This is a genomic window from Azorhizobium doebereinerae UFLA1-100 (genome assembly GCF_000473085.1).
GTDB lineage: Bacteria > Pseudomonadota > Alphaproteobacteria > Rhizobiales > Xanthobacteraceae > Azorhizobium > Azorhizobium doebereinerae.
The window spans coordinates 20910-35352 of record NZ_AXBA01000014.1 but is presented as its reverse complement, the minus strand read 5'-3'; the positions used below and the strand labels follow the sequence as shown (position 1 = coordinate 35352).

Annotated in this window: 14 protein-coding genes; 7 read left to right on the top strand and 7 right to left on the bottom strand. The window is 69.2% G+C overall.

Annotated elements, in window-relative coordinates; all coding sequences use genetic code 11:
- Positions 1-31: 31 nt before the first annotated feature.
- The 6 genes from YU1_RS0111865 to YU1_RS0111840 all read right to left on the bottom strand — a co-directional run bounded on the left by YU1_RS0111865 (position 32) and on the right by YU1_RS0111840 (position 4919).
- A complete protein-coding gene (locus YU1_RS0111865) occupies positions 32-229 on the bottom strand; it encodes a hypothetical protein (RefSeq protein ID WP_029004260.1) in 198 nt (65 codons plus the stop codon).
- A gap of 461 nt (positions 230-690) precedes the next feature.
- Positions 691-1530, bottom strand: a complete 840-nt coding sequence (gene trpA, locus YU1_RS0111860; RefSeq protein WP_029004259.1) for a tryptophan synthase subunit alpha — start codon at positions 1528-1530, stop codon at positions 691-693.
- A gap of 117 nt (positions 1531-1647) precedes the next feature.
- Positions 1648-1992, bottom strand: coding sequence for a hypothetical protein (locus YU1_RS0111855; protein ID WP_156922082.1), 345 nt, complete (start codon positions 1990-1992; stop codon positions 1648-1650).
- Positions 1989-3200: a tryptophan synthase subunit beta gene (gene trpB / locus YU1_RS0111850; RefSeq protein WP_029004257.1), complete on the bottom strand. Its 1212-nt coding sequence runs from the start codon at positions 3198-3200 to the stop codon at positions 1989-1991. Before trpB ends, YU1_RS0111855 begins: the two co-directional genes overlap by 4 nt.
- Positions 3197-3883 carry a phosphoribosylanthranilate isomerase gene (locus YU1_RS0111845; RefSeq protein ID WP_029004256.1) on the bottom strand — a complete coding sequence of 229 codons (687 nt, stop codon included), beginning with the start codon at positions 3881-3883 and terminating at the stop codon, positions 3197-3199. The genes trpB and YU1_RS0111845 overlap by 4 nt, the downstream gene beginning before the upstream one ends.
- Positions 3884-3941: 58 nt before the next feature.
- Positions 3942-4919 carry a complex I NDUFA9 subunit family protein gene (locus tag YU1_RS0111840; RefSeq protein ID WP_029004255.1) on the bottom strand — a complete coding sequence of 326 codons (978 nt, stop codon included), beginning with the start codon at positions 4917-4919 and terminating at the stop codon, positions 3942-3944.
- A 309-nt stretch (positions 4920-5228) separates the two neighbouring features.
- Here YU1_RS0111840 and rpsT point away from each other — a divergent pair, with 309 nt between their 5' ends.
- Positions 5229-5495 carry a 30S ribosomal protein S20 gene (gene rpsT / locus YU1_RS0111835; RefSeq protein WP_029004254.1) on the top strand — a complete coding sequence of 89 codons (267 nt, stop codon included), beginning with the start codon at positions 5229-5231 and terminating at the stop codon, positions 5493-5495.
- Between the two features lie 624 nt (positions 5496-6119).
- On the opposite strand, the gene YU1_RS33430 is transcribed toward rpsT, so the two are convergent.
- Positions 6120-6377 (bottom strand): hypothetical protein, encoded by a 258-nt coding sequence (locus YU1_RS33430; RefSeq protein ID WP_156922080.1) that lies wholly within the window; start codon positions 6375-6377, stop codon positions 6120-6122.
- 91 nt (positions 6378-6468) lie between these two features.
- Between YU1_RS33430 and dnaA the strand changes: the two genes are divergently transcribed.
- From dnaA to gyrB, 6 genes are all read left to right on the top strand, one after another.
- Positions 6469-7953 carry a chromosomal replication initiator protein DnaA gene (gene dnaA / locus YU1_RS0111830; protein WP_084539819.1) on the top strand — a complete coding sequence of 495 codons (1485 nt, stop codon included), beginning with the start codon at positions 6469-6471 and terminating at the stop codon, positions 7951-7953.
- A gap of 225 nt (positions 7954-8178) precedes the next feature.
- Positions 8179-9297 (top strand): DNA polymerase III subunit beta, encoded by a 1119-nt coding sequence (dnaN, locus tag YU1_RS0111825; RefSeq protein WP_029004252.1) that lies wholly within the window; start codon positions 8179-8181, stop codon positions 9295-9297.
- 28 nt (positions 9298-9325) lie between these two features.
- Positions 9326-10462, top strand: coding sequence for a DNA replication/repair protein RecF (gene recF, locus YU1_RS0111820; RefSeq protein WP_029004251.1), 1137 nt, complete (start codon positions 9326-9328; stop codon positions 10460-10462).
- 118 nt (positions 10463-10580) lie between these two features.
- Positions 10581-11243, top strand: coding sequence for a L,D-transpeptidase (locus YU1_RS0111815; protein ID WP_029004250.1), 663 nt, complete (start codon positions 10581-10583; stop codon positions 11241-11243).
- 99 nt (positions 11244-11342) lie between these two features.
- Complete coding sequence (locus tag YU1_RS0111810; RefSeq protein ID WP_029004249.1) at positions 11343-11957, top strand: LysE family translocator; 615 nt, start codon at positions 11343-11345, stop codon at positions 11955-11957.
- A gap of 55 nt (positions 11958-12012) precedes the next feature.
- Complete coding sequence (gene gyrB / locus YU1_RS0111805) at positions 12013-14439, top strand: DNA topoisomerase (ATP-hydrolyzing) subunit B (protein ID WP_029004248.1); 2427 nt, start codon at positions 12013-12015, stop codon at positions 14437-14439.
- Positions 14440-14443: the final 4 nt, after the last annotated feature.

Sequence of the window (14443 nt, the reverse complement as noted above, 5' to 3'; positions counted from 1 at the left end):
GTTGCCCGCGCTGCCGCCCACCGCTCAGGCCTCAGGCGAGGCCCAGGGCCTTGCGGATCTTTCGCGCGGTCTTGGGGTCGATCTCGCGGGATGGAAGCGTCGACACCTTGCCGCCGACCCAGAGCATGGCGTGCCCGCCCTTTCCGGCCGCCTTCTCGACCCGGAAGGAAAGCCCCGCCTGCCTGGCTTCCTCCCGGATCTCGGCGATGAAACGGTCCCGCTTATCCATGTGGCCCGCCCGACCCCACCGTCAGGCTAATTTTCGGACATTTATGTCCGAATTTCAAGCGTGATGCATGGGGGAACAGGCACAGCTTGTCCTGGCCAAGCCGGCGGAGCGGGGGCGGGCTGTTGACACGGATGCCCGCCACCGGCGCACCGCAAAGCCCTCTCCCGCTTGCGGGGGAGGGTTGGGTGGGGGCCACGCGACAGCGCAGAAAGAAGGCCACCGCGCGGAGACGGGAAGGGGAATGCCGGTCGCGCCCCGGCGTGGCGGGGGTACAGAGGCGGAAAGCCCCCAAGCTGCGCTTCGGCCCCCACCCTGGCCCTCCCCCGCAAGCGGGAGAGGGGACCTGTCGCGAGGGCGACGGGGTTACGGGCGAAAGGGTTACGGGCGGCAGGGCTGCTCGCGGCGGGGAAAAGAGATCGGCCGGTCCGGCGGGGGGCCCGCGCGGCCGGCAGCGCCCCGCCCTACTCCGCCGCCTGGCGGCCGACGCCGCGCACCGCCTCGGCCAGTTCCCGCACCAGGGCTTCCACCGCCGGCACCGTGTTGGCGGTGGCCGCGCCCGCGTCGTCCAGCGTCTTGCGCACCGCCTCCACCAGAGCCGAGCCGACCACCACGGCATCCGCGCCGGCGGCGATGGCGGCGGCCTGGGCCGGGGTCTTCACCCCGAAGCCCACCGCCACCGGCAGCAGCGTGTGCTGCTTGATGCGCGCCACCGCCGCGCCCACCACGTCTGCGTCGGGCGTGGCCGAGCCGGTGATGCCGGTGATGGAGACGTAATAGACAAAGCCCGCGGTGTGGGCGAGCACGGTGGGCAGGCGGGTCTCGTCCGTGGTCGGCGTGGCGAGGCGGATGAAGTCCAGCCCCGCCTCCAGCGCCGGCAGGCAGAGCTCCTTGTCCTCTTCCGGCGGCAGGTCGACGATGATGAGGCCGTCCACGCCCGCGGCCTTGGCGTCGGCGATGAAGCGCGGCACGCCGTAGATGTAGATGGGGTTGAAATAGCCCATCAGCACGATCGGGGTCGCGGCATCCTCGACGCGGAAGGCGCGCACCAGATCCAGCGTCTTGGCCAGCGTCTGGCCGGCCTTCAGCGCCCGCAGGCCCGCCGCCTGGATCGCCGGGCCGTCGGCCATGGGATCGGTGAAGGGCACGCCCAGCTCGATCACGTCCGCCCCGGCGCCGGGCAGCATCCGCAGCAGCTCCAGCGAAGTGTCATAGTCGGGATCGCCGGCGGTGATGAAGGTCACCAGGCCGGGACGGCCCTGGGCGGCGAGATCGGTGAAGCGGGCGCTGATGCGGGTCGTCATGGTCCGTGTGGTTTCCTCCCCTCCGGTCCGAGGGGTCGGCCGCCATGCGGCCGGAAGCGGCAGGCAGACGGGGCGCGCGGCCCCATCCCGAATGGTCGAAGGCCGGACGCCCGGCGCTCAGTTGGCCTTCAGGATGCCGCAGCGGGCATCCGTCGCGCCGGTGGCGCCCATCAGGCGCACCTGGCCGATGCCGGTCACGCCCGGCACCGAGGCATAGAGCGTGGTGGTGGAGGTGCCGACCAGCTTGCCCTTGGCGAAGAACTGGCAGCCCACGTCGATCTGCGAGATCACCGTGGTGCCCACGTTCTTCACCCGCACGTTGACGAAGGCGCCGGCCGGATCGGACGCGACAGTGTCCGCCGCGAGCTGGAGGCTGGCCGGCTGCGGCGGCACCTGCGCCAGAACCGGGGACACCCCGCCCAACAGGCCGACGGCGAGAAGAGTAAGCGCTGCACGTGTCATATCCGGCCCCCCAGAAGGTCCGCCACGGTGGAGACGTCCTTGTCGCCGCGGCCCGACAGATTGACCACCATGAGGTGGTCCTTCGGCTTCGTCGGCGCGATCTCCATCACCTTGGCGATGGCGTGCGCGCATTCGAGCGCCGGGATGATGCCCTCCAGCTTCGACAGCAGCTGGAACGCGCCCAGCGCCTCGGTGTCGGTGCAGGGAATGTATTTCACCCGGCCGATGTCGTGCAGCCAGGAATGCTCCGGCCCGATGCCGGGATAGTCGAGGCCCGCCGAGATGGAATGGGCTTCGGAAATCTGCCCGTCGTCGTCCATCAGCAGATAGGTGCGGTTGCCGTGCAGCACGCCCGGCCGGCCGGCCAGGATGGCCGCCGCGGTTTGGCCCGAGGAGATGCCGTGCCCGGCGGCCTCGACGCCGAAGATCTCGACGCCCGGATCGTCCAGGAACTCATGGAACAGGCCGATGGCGTTGGAGCCGCCGCCCACCGCCGCGATCAGGCTGTCCGGCAGGCGGCCTTCCGCCTCCAGCATCTGCGCGCGGGTCTCCTTGCCGATGATCGACTGGAAGTCGCGCACCATGGAGGGATAGGGGTGCGGGCCGGCCACGGTGCCGATGCAATAGAAGGTGTCGTGCACGTTGGTGACCCAGTCGCGCAGGGCCTCGTTCATGGCATCCTTCAGGGTGCGCGAGCCGGACTGCACCGGGATCACCTGCGCGCCCAGCATCTCCATGCGGAACACGTTGGGCTTCTGCCGCTCCACGTCCACCGCGCCCATGTAGACCACGCACTTCAGGCCGAAGCGGGCGCACAGGGTGGCGGTGGCGACGCCGTGCTGGCCGGCGCCGGTTTCGGCGATGATGCGCGTCTTGCCCATGCGCAGGGCCAGAAGGATCTGGCCCAGCACGTTGTTCACCTTGTGGGAGCCGGTGTGGTTCAGCTCCTCGCGCTTCAGATAGACCTTGGCGCCGCCCAGGTGCTCGCTCAGCCGCTCGGCATAATAGAGCGGCGAGGGCCGGCCCACGTAATGGGCCAGATAGCCGTCCATCTGCGCCTTGAAGGCGGGGTCCACCTTGGCCGCCTCGTAGGCGGCCTCCAGCTGGAGGATCAGCGGCATCAGGGTCTCGGCAACGAAGCGCCCGCCATGGATGCCGAAATGGCCGCCCTCGTCGGGGCCGGTGCGATAGGAATTGAGCGCGTTCACGGAGCTTGAACTTTCCCGATGGGGGCGGCCGGAGCTGCCGCCGCTGCTGCCCTCGCCGCGCGGACGAAAGCGAAGATCTTGTCCGCCGACTTCACGCCGGGGGCGGTTTCCACGCCCGACGAGACGTCCACCCCGTCGAGGCGGACGGCCGCGAGGGCCTGCGAGACGTTGCCGGCGTCGAGCCCACCGGAAAGCATGACCGGCCGCCCGGGGTCAAGGCCGGCCAGCAGCCGCCAGTCGAACGGCCGGCCGTTGCCGCCGGGCAGCGCGTCGTCCGGCAGCGGCTTGGCGTCGAACAGCAGGCGGTCGGCCACCGCCGCATAGGCGGGCACCTGGGCGAGGTCCTCGGCCCGCGCCACCGGCAGCGCCTTCATCACCGGCCGGCCGGTGCGGGCGCGGATCTCGCCCACCCGCTCCGGCGTCTCGCGGCCGTGCAACTGGAGGATGTCGGGCTTGAACGCCGCCACGGCGGCACCGAGCGTCGCGTCGTCGGGGTCCACCAGCAGCAGCACGGTGCGGGCGCGCCCGCCGACCCGCGCCACCAGGGCCGGGGCGGCCTCCAGCGGCACGTGCCGGGGGCTCCTGGGGAAATGCACGAAGCCCACCAGATCGGCCCCGGCCTCGAGCGCGGCGTCGAGCGTCGCCGCGCTCGAGAGGCCGCAGATCTTCACCTCGATGCCCATCGGCCCGCCTGCTGCCTGCCTGTGTGTTGCCCGCCCGGCGCGCCGCGCGCCGGAAGACTCACGTCTCGATATGGGTGAACTGGCCCGACTTGCGGAATCGCCAAAGATAGCTGCCGAGCACCGAGGCGAGCGCGGTCGGGGTGATGCCCAGCCCGCGCAGCGTGCGGCCCTCCGCCTCGGCGGCGGCCGACACCACGGCGTCGGACTTCAGCAGCTCCACCTGGTCCTTGGTCAGCGGCGCCTTGGGCAGCCACTGGGTCAGGCCGGCGGCCAGCGAGGCGAGGCCGAACGGCACGGCGACCAGCGAGCGCTTGGCGCCGATCTCGTGCAGCATGAGCTGCATCAGCTCCTTGAAGGTGCGCACCTGGCAGCCGCCCAGCTCATAGACCGTGCCGGGCTTGGCGAGGCCCTCCACCGCATGCTCCACGGCGGTGGCGACATCGCCGACGAACACCGGCTGGAATCGGGTCAGGCCGCCGCCGATCAACGGCAGCGCCGGGCTCATGCGCGCCATGCCGGCGAACTTGTTGAAGAAGTCGTCCTCGGGGCCGAACACCAGTGAGGGCCGGAGAATCACCGCCGAGGGCACCGCCTGGAGCACCGCCGCCTCGCCTTCCGCCTTGGAGCGGGCATATTCGGACGGGCTGTCGGCGCTGGCGCCGATGGCCGAGACATGCACCAGCCGGGCGCCGGCCCCGGCCGCCGCCTCGGCCACCGCGCGGGCGCCGAACGCCTGCACCGCCTGGAACGACTGGCGGCCGGTGGGGGCGAGGATGCCGACCAGATTGACCACCGCCTGCGCGCCCTCGACCGCCCGCATGACGGACTGCGGATAGCGCAGGTTCGCCTGCACCAGCTGGATCTGGCCCACATAGCCGATGGGCTGGAGGAAGCCGGCGAGCTCGGGCCGGCGCACCGCGACGCGCACCCGGTAGCCGCGGCGGGCCAGCGCCCGCACCACATGGCGCCCGAGGAAGCCCGACCCGCCGAATACGGTCACCAAGCTGTCGGTCACCGGCTGCTCCGCCACCGTCACGTCGCTCATCTGCCTAACTCCCGCACGTCCGGGGCCGCCGCGATGCCGTGGTGGCCGCCCGCGCGTGCTCTATATACGATGTCCCTGCACATACGCGAGGACGGCCACGCGCGTAAAGCGCGGCCGATGCCACACGGTGTCGTAAAAGGGGAACAGTGGAGCGAAACGTGGTTGACGCCGCAGCGCGCTAACCTTATAAGCCCGGCACTTCGCTGGTGGCTCCGGTCGCCCGCTCCCGTATTCATTCCAGACGCGCATAGTAAAGCCCAGTCGGGCCGGCCCTGTGCCCGCCAAACCGAAGGATGGCCGATGGCCAATACGCCCTCCGCCAAGAAGGCGGCTCGCAAGATCGAGCGCCGCACCGAAGTGAACCGCTCGCGCCGCTCGCGGGTGCGCACCTACCTGCGCAAGCTGGAAGACGCGCTCACCGCCGGTGACAAGGACCAGGCCGTGGCCGCTTTCCAGGCCGCCGAGCCGGAGATCATGCGCGCCGTGACCAAGGGTGTTCTTCACAAGAATACCGCGTCCCGCAAGGTTTCGCGCCTCGCCGCTCGCGTCCGCAAGCTGAGCGCCTGAGCACAGTCCAGTCCCGCTTTCTTCCGGCGTGACAGAAGAGCCCGGCATTGCCGGGCTTTTTTATTGCCGGAGCGGTTGCATCGGCGATCGATTCGCCAGGATGCCGGCTGCGCTCTTTGAGGCGGAAGGTCAAGTCCTCGAAATGGCGACAACACGGCGCGCATCCAGACGCCGGTTCTCGCCGCTCAGGAAAAGCCGATCATCTTGAACGAGTTAACGCCCAAGCGGAAAAGCGGCTCCAAACAGCCGCCAAAGAACGGTACCTATGTATTCTTCCCTTTGCTCGGCCGAACCCTGCCCCCGAGCCTCCGGCGACCCTGGATTCTCATTGTCCATTCAGAGGTTTGCCGGCTGACATAAAGTGCCACTTCAACCGAGCTGTTGCGACCCTTTCCCCCACTATCCCAAACTGACCCGAAAGGCGTTGCACCGCTCCCGAGGCCTGTGTATGTTCAATCTCACCTCAGGGATTGCCCCGGGCATTCACCAATAGACTGAACGCTGAACAGCTCTTCGCGAGTGAAGGGAGGGAATGTCATGTGTATATATGCCCTTTCCAACCCGCAGCGTTCTTCAGTCTGGGGCGACAGCACTTGATTGGGGGCAAGTTGTTCTGAAGCTTCTTTATAAAAAGCCTCGGACAATTTCAGAATTCTGTAAAATATGACAATCAACGGAAAGGCCGCTGGAAGCAATTTCGGCGGCAAATGGGGCGGCTATGACCTTTTGCGACAGTGGTGAGCGCGCGATATTCTGCGCCATGCCGGCGGCGTTTTCGGTCCATGCGGACGCTGCATATCCCACCGCATTCCCGCCCCCGCGCTCGGGCTCGGCCGTGAGCCACGGCCCGGGCTGATCCGCGCCTTCGGCGCCCACCTTCATCCTTCTCCACCTTGCGCGCAGCGCGCCGGTCACCCGGCGCGACAGACCTCGCGCCTCAACCAGGGAACCGCCACGCGCGGGAGCAGCCCTCATGCTGAAGCCGGAAGCCGTAGACGTCGCCAAATTTCGGCCCGCCATCCCCGGAGCCGTCACGACCGACGTCTGTGTCCATCAGTGGGACCGGGTCCGCCAGCGCCTGCGTGAGGAGATCGGTGAGGAATCCTATACGAGCTGGTTCGCCCGCATCGAGCTCGACAGGGTCGGCGCCGGCGCGGTCCAGCTGTCGGTCCCCACGCGCTTCCTGAAGGCCTGGATCCAGGACCACTATCTCGACCGCCTGTCGGAGCTGTGGCGCGAGGAGAACGGCATCACCAAGGTGGACCTCGCGGTCCGCACCGCCGTCACCCGCAGCCTGCCGCTGAAGGCCGCCAACGCCCCCCGCGAGACCCTGTCCGAGCGCCCCGCGGTCGCCACCGCCCCGGCGCGCCCCGCCGCCGCCGCGCCCTCCGCCACGCAGGCCTCGGCCGATGTGGGCGCCGGCTCGCCGCTCGACCCGCGCTTCACCTTCGAGACCTTCGTGGTCGGCAAGTCGAACACGCTGGCCCACGCCGCCGCGCGGCAGGTGTCCGAGGCGGTGCCGGGCGCCGCCCCGCTGTTCAACCCGCTCTATCTCCATGCGGCCGTCGGCCTCGGCAAGACCCACCTACTCCAGGCCGTGGCCTGGGCCGGCGCGGCCCGTGGCCGCCGCGTGGTGTACCTGACCGCCGAGCGCTTCATGTACGGCTTCGTCGCCGCGCTCAAGTCGCACGCCGCCATCGCCTTCAAGGATGCGCTGCGCTCCATCGACACGCTGGTGATCGACGACCTGCAATTCCTGACCGGCAAGAACATGCAGCAGGAATTCTGCCACACGCTCAATGCCTTGATGGACGCCGGCCGCCAGGTGGTGGTGGCCGCCGACCGTCCGCCGGCGGAACTCGACGCGCTGGACGAGCGGGTCCGCTCCCGCCTCGCCGGCGGCCTCGTGGTGGAACTCGCCACGCTGGAGGAGGATCTGCGCCACCAGATCCTGAAGGCCCGCTCCCAGGTGCTCGCCGAGCAGCATCGCGGCTTCACCGTGCCGACCCCGGTGCTGGAATTCCTCTCCCGCCACGTGGGCACCAGCGGCCGGGACCTCGACGGCGCGCTGAACAAGCTGCTGGCGGTGAACAAACTCACTGGCGAGCCGGTGACGCTGGAGATGGCCGAAGGCGCGGTCAAGGATCTGGTGCGTCCCTGCGACCCCAAGCGCGTGCGGGTGGACGACATCCTGCGCGTGGTGGCCAAGCACTACAATGTGTCCCGCGCCGACCTGCTGTCGCAGCGCCGCACCGCCAACGTGGTGAAGCCGCGCCAGATCGCCATGTATCTCGCCAAGACCCTGACCCTGCGCTCGCTGCCGGAGATCGGCCGGCGCTTCGGCGGACGCGACCACACCACCGTCCTGCATGCGGTGCGCAAGATCGACGGACTGATCGCCACCGACCGCGCCCTGGCGGACGAGATCGAGACGCTGAAGCGCCTCGTCGCCGAGTAAGCCCCCTCCCCCGCGTTCGATCCGTCAGACCGGCGGATCGGGCCGCACGGCCGCTCCGGCGCCGACGTCCCGCACAAATCGAGGCCCGGCTCTTGCGTTGCGGCGGCGGCGGCGGCAATGTCTGCGGCCCGGCGGTTCGTTTCGACGAACCCGAACGGGGCCGCGGCGACGCCAGTTGCCGCGCGCATCCAATTCCCTCCGAGCGAAGAGTCACGGGTCCGGGCCATGAAGGTCACCGTCGAACGCGCCGAGCTTCTCAAGTCGCTCAGCCATGTCCATCGCGTCGTCGAGCGGCGCAACACCATCCCGATCCTCGCCAACGTGCTGATCCGCACGGGGACGAACGGCCTGTCGCTGAAGGCCACCGACCTCGACCTGGAAGTGGTGGAGACGGTGCCGGCGGAAGTGTCCCAGGATGGCGCGACCACGGTGCCGGCCCACGTGCTGTACGACATCGTGCGCAAGCTCCCCGATGGCTCGCAGGTGCAACTGGAGGCCGGCGGCGAACGCGGCAGCCTCGCGGTGCGCGCCGGCCGCGCCCGCTTCACCCTGCAGACCCTGCCCGAGACCGACTTCCCGGACCTCGCCGCTGGCGAATTCTCCCATTCCTTCAAAGTGAAGGGCGCGGAATTCCGCCGCCTAGTGGACAAGACCCAGTTCGCCATCTCCACCGAGGAGACGCGCTACTACCTCAACGGCATCTACCTCCACGTGGCGGAGAACGCCGGCAAGCCGACGCTGCGCGCGGTCGCCACCGACGGCCACCGCCTCGCCCAGGCGGAGCTTGACGCGCCCGAGGGCGCGGGCGGCCTTGCCGGCGTCATCGTCCCGCGCAAGACGGTGGCCGAGATCCAGAAGCTGCTGGAAGACAAGGACGCGGAAGTCACTGTCTCGCTGTCCGCCACCAAGATCCGTGTCGCGGTGGGCGCCATCGTGCTCACCTCCAAGCTGATCGACGGCACCTTCCCCGACTACGGCCGCGTCATCCCCGCCGGCAACGACAAGACGCTGCTGGTGGACAAGGCCGATTTCGCCGCCGCCGTGGACCGTGTCTCCACCGTCTCCAGCGAGCGCGGGCGGGCGGTGAAGCTCTCGCTCGGCGACGGCAAGCTGACCCTCTCGGTGACCAATCCGGACAGCGGCAGCGCCACCGAAGAGCTGGAAGTCGAGTATGGCGCCGAGCCGCTCGATATCGGCTTCAACAGCCGCTATCTGCTGGACATCACCTCGCAGCTCGAAGGCGACACCGCGGAGCTGAAGCTGGCCGATCCCGGCTCGCCGACCCTGGTGCGCGACAGCACGAAGACCGACGCGCTCTACGTGCTCATGCCGATGCGTGTGTGAGCCTGCGGGTGTGAGCCACACCCCTCCCGTGACCGCGCCCCGCGCCCGCATCCGCCGCCTCACCATCACCCGCTTCCGCAGCTACGCGGCAGCGCAGATCGAGGTGGCGGACGGGCCGGTGGTGCTCACCGGGCCGAACGGGGCGGGCAAGACCAACCTGCTGGAAGCCATCTCCTTCTTTTCCCCCGGCCGGGGCCTCCGGCGGGCGCCGCTCGACGCCATCGCCCAGGCCGGCGGCGACGGCTCCTGGGCGGTGGCCGCGCAAGTGGAAGGCGCTCTGGGCGAGGTGATGCTCGGCACCGGCGGCGATGCCCCGCGCGCGGACACGCCGGCCCGGCGCTTCCGCATCGACCGGGAGACGGCCTCCTCCGCCAATGCCTTCCTCGACCATCTGAAGGTGGTGTGGCTGACACCGGAGATGGACGGGCTGTTCACCGGGCCGCCGGCCGACCGGCGCCGCTTTCTCGACCGTCTCGTCCTCGCCGTGGACGCCAGCCACGGCACCCGCGTCAACGCCCTCGAACGGGCGCTGCGCACCCGCAACAGGGTGCTGGAGGACGGCGGCGACAACCGCATGCTGGGCGCGGTGGAGCACGAGCTGGCGGAACTGGGCGTCGCCGTCGCCGCCGCGCGGCTGGAGACGGTGCAGCGCCTCGCCACCGAGATCGCCGCCCACGCCGACGACGCCAGCCTCTTTCCCTATGCCGACATCGCCCTCGACGGCGCGCTGGAGCGCCTGCTCGCCACCGCGCCGGCGGTGGAGGTGGAGGACCGCTACCGCGCCATCCTCCAGGACAACCGCCCCCGCGACCGCGCCGCCGGGCGCACGCTGGAAGGGCCGCACCTGTGCGACCTCGCCGTCGCCCACGGGCCGAAGGGCCTGTCGGCGGCGCGCTGCTCCACCGGCGAGCAGAAGTCGCTGCTGATCGGCCTCGCCTTGTCCCATGCCCGCCTCGTCACCGCCATGCAGGGCCACGCCCCGGTGGTGCTGCTGGATGACGTGGTGGCCTATCTCGACGCCGACCGCCGCGCCGGGCTGTTCGCTGCGCTGTCCGCGCTCGGCGCCCAGGTCTGGATGAGCGGGGCCGATCCCCTCGCCTTCGAGGCATTGGCGGATGCGGAGCGTTTCGAGGTCCGTCCCGGCGAGGTTCGCCGCGCGCGCTAGGCGGGCGTCTTCACCATAGCGAGAGGTGCTTTTTGCCGGGGTGTGGCCATGATGCCACCTGCGCCGCAAACCCGCATGCTAGAAGGCGAATCAGCTCATCCCACCGTTTCGGGGAATCATGGCCCGCGATCGTTTCCCGCCCCCCGCCGCTCTCAGCCGGCGCGCTTTCGTCATTGGCACCCCGCTGTTCCTGGCGGCCTGCGTCACCAACGCCCCGCCCCCGGTCGTGACGACCATCGGCGACGCCCGCTACGGCGAGATCGTCGGCGAGCCGTTCGAAGTGCCCGCGGTGGACATCTCCGGCCTCGACCCGAAGCTGCTGCGCCAGGTGGTGGACTATCCCACCAAGTTCCCGCCCGGCACCATCGTCGTCGACGTGCCGAACCGCTTCCTCTACCTCGTCCAGGCCAACGGCAAGGCCATCCGCTACGGCGTGGGTGTCGGCCGGCAGGGCTACAGCTATCGCGGGATGGCCACCATCAAGCGCAAGGAGAAGTGGCCGCACTGGACGCCCACGGCGAACATGATCGCCAAGCAGCCGGACCGCTACAAGCCCTATGCCGCCGGCCTGCCGGGCGGCGAGACCAACCCGCTCGGCCCGCGCGCGCTCTATCTCTATGACGGCGACCGGGACACCATGTTCCGCCTGCACGGCACGATCGAGCCGGACACCATCGGCACCGAAGTCTCCTCCGGCTGCATCCGCCTGCTGAACCAGGACATCATCGACCTGTACGAGCGCGTCCCGCTCGGCACCCGCGTCATGGTCATCAACAACTGAGCCCGCCGGGCGCCTTCCAGAAGGCGCCCGAAGCCTTGATACATCAGGGTTTGGCGGGGCGGACTTGACCCTGTGCCCGCGCGGGCGCACACACGGGCCATGGATTTCGCCACCCTCGCGTTTTTCGCTGCCATTCTGACGGTGGCGGCGGCGACCCCCGGGCCGGCAGTGGTTGCACTGGTGGCGCGCACCCTGGCGCGTGGGCGGCAGGGTGCAGCGCCCTTCATCGCAGGCCTGATCCTCGGCGACGTGCTGTGGCTTGCGGCTTCCATTCTCGGCCTCTCCGCTCTGGCGGCGACCATGGGCAGCCTGTTCTTCCTCGTGCGCCTCGCAGGTGCCGGCTATCTGCTCCTGATGGCTTGGAGGATGTGGACCGCGCCGGCTGAAGCGCCGGATGTGGCCGGCCTGCCCGCACGGGCTGGGCGCGGCGGACTGTTCGGCGCCGGGCTCGCCCTCACCATGGGCAACCCCAAGACCATGGCCTTCTATCTCGCCATGCTCCCGGCGATGGTCGATCTGCAGCACATCGACATATTGGGCTTCACCGAGCTGTCAGGCGCGATCTGTGTCGTCCTGAGTGCCGTTTTCGCGTTTTACGTGTATTCGGCAGATCGCACGCGCCACCTCGTGGCCGGCACCTCCGCCCTGAAGACCATAAATCGTGTGTGCGGAACCGTTTTGGCCGGTACGGCCGTGGCGGTTGCCACCAAATAACCGCGGCTTTGCGGTACATATCAATCCAAGCGATACAACGATTCGAGACAGCACCATGGCCGAACCCGTGCCCGCGGCGTCCCCCGAAGAATACGGGGCCCAGTCCATCCAGGTCCTCAAGGGCCTCGACGCCGTGCGCAAACGTCCCGGCATGTACATCGGCGACACCGACGACGGCTCCGGCTTGCACCACATGGTCTATGAGGTGGTGGACAACGCCATCGACGAGGCCCTGGCCGGCCACGCCAAGGAAGTCACCGTCACCCTCAATGCCGACGGGTCGGTGACCGTCACCGACGACGGCCGCGGCATCCCCACCGGCATCCACGAGGAAGAGGGCGTCTCGGCGGCCGAGGTCATCATGACCCAGCTGCACGCCGGCGGTAAGTTCAACCAGAATTCCTACAAGGTCTCCGGCGGCCTGCACGGCGTCGGCGTGTCGGTGGTGAATGCGCTGTCCACCTATCTGGACCTGACCATCTGGCGGGACGGCAAGGAACACTACATGCGCTTCCGCCACGGCGACGCGGAAGCGCCGCTGAAGGTGGTGGGCGACGCCCCGGCGGGCAAGCGCGGCACCAAGGTGACCTTCCTGCCCTCGCCCGAGACCTTCACCCGGATCGAGTTCGACTTCGCCACGCTGGAGCACCGGCTGCGCGAACTCGCCTTCCTGAATTCCGGCGTGCTGATCATCCTCACCGACAACCGCACCCCGGACACCAAGCGCGAGGAGCTGCATTACGAGGGTGGCGTCGAGGCCTTCGTGCGCTATCTCGACCGCAACAAGCAGGCGCTGCTGCAGAAGCCCGTGGTGATCCGCGCCGAGCGCGACGGCATCTCCGTGGAAGCCGCGCTGTCGTGGAACGACGGCTACCACGAGAACATCCTCTGCTTCACCAACAACATCCCGCAGCGCGACCGCGGCACCCACTTCACCGGCTTTGCCGCCGCGCTCACCCGGCAGGTGATCGGCTATGCCGACCGCTCGGGCATCGCCAAGAAGGAGAAGGTGGACCCCACCGGTGAGGATTGCCGTGAGGGCCTGACCGCCGTGCTCTCCGTGAAGGTGCCGGACCCGAAATTCTCCTCCCAGACCAAGGACAAGCTGGTCTCGTCCGAGGTGCGGCCGGTGGTCGAGAGCCTGGTGGGCGAGGCGCTCTCCACCTGGTTCGAGGAGAACCCCTCCGAGGGCAAGTCGGTGGTGGGCAAGGTGGTGGAAGCCGCCGCCGCCCGTGAAGCCGCCCGCAGAGCCCGTGACCTCACCCGACGCAAGAACCCGCTGGACATCGCCTCGCTGCCCGGCAAGCTCGCCGACTGCCAGGAGCGCGACCCGGCCAAGTCGGAAATCTTCATCGTCGAGGGCGACTCGGCCGGCGGCTCCGCCAAGCAGGGCCGCGACCGCGCCTTCCAGGCGGTGCTGCCGCTGCGCGGCAAGATCCTCAACGTGGAGCGCGCGCGCTTCGACAAGATGCTCTCGTCCGACCAGATCGGCACGCTGATCACCGCGCTCGGCACCGGCATCGGCCGCGATGATTTCGACATCGCCAAGCTGCGCTACCACAAGATCATCATCATGACCGACGCGGACGTGGACGGCTCCCACATCCGCACCCTGCTGCTCACCTTCTTCTTCCGGCAGATGCCGGAGGTTCTTGAACACGGGCACATCTACATCGCCCAGCCGCCGCTGTTCAAAGTCACGCGCGGCAAGTCCGAGACCTACATCAAGGACGAGAAGGCGCTGGAGGACTATCTCATCACCGCGGGCCTGGAGGATGCCTCCCTCCACCTCGCCGGGGGCGAGGTGCGCACCGGCGCCGACCTGGCCGCCGTGGTGGAGCTGTCGCGCCAGATGCGGCTGACGCTGCTCAACCTGCACCCGCGCTACAATAAGGCGGTGGCCGAGCAGGCCGCGCTCGCCGACGGCCTGACCGCCGGCATCCTCGACGAGCCGGACCTCGCGAACGCCGCCGTCGAACGCATCGCCATGCGCATGAACGCGCTGGCGGAGGACACCGAGCGGACCTGGGAAGGCACCGCGGACGAGACCGGCATCCGCCTGTCGCGGCGGGTGCGGGGCGTGCTGGAGACCAATCTGCTCGATGCCGCCTTCCTCGCCTCGCCCGAGGCGCGGCGGCTGGAGAGCCTCGCCAAGCAGCTGGAAGGGGTGTTCGAAGGCACCGCCAAGCTCCGCCGCAAGAGCGACGAGCACGGCGTGTTCGGCGCCGTGGACCTGTTCGACGCGGTTACGGACACCGGCCGCAAGGGCCTCTCGCTGCAGCGCTACAAAGGCCTCGGCGAGATGAACCCCGAGCAGCTCTGGGAAACCACGCTCGACATCAACGCCCGCTCGCTGCTGCAGGTGAAGGTGAAGGAAGTGGACGCGGCCGACGACCTGTTCAACCGCCTCATGGGCGACCTGGTGGAGCCGCGCCGCGACTTCATCCAGGAGAACGCGCTGAAAGCCAGCGTGGACGTCTGATCCA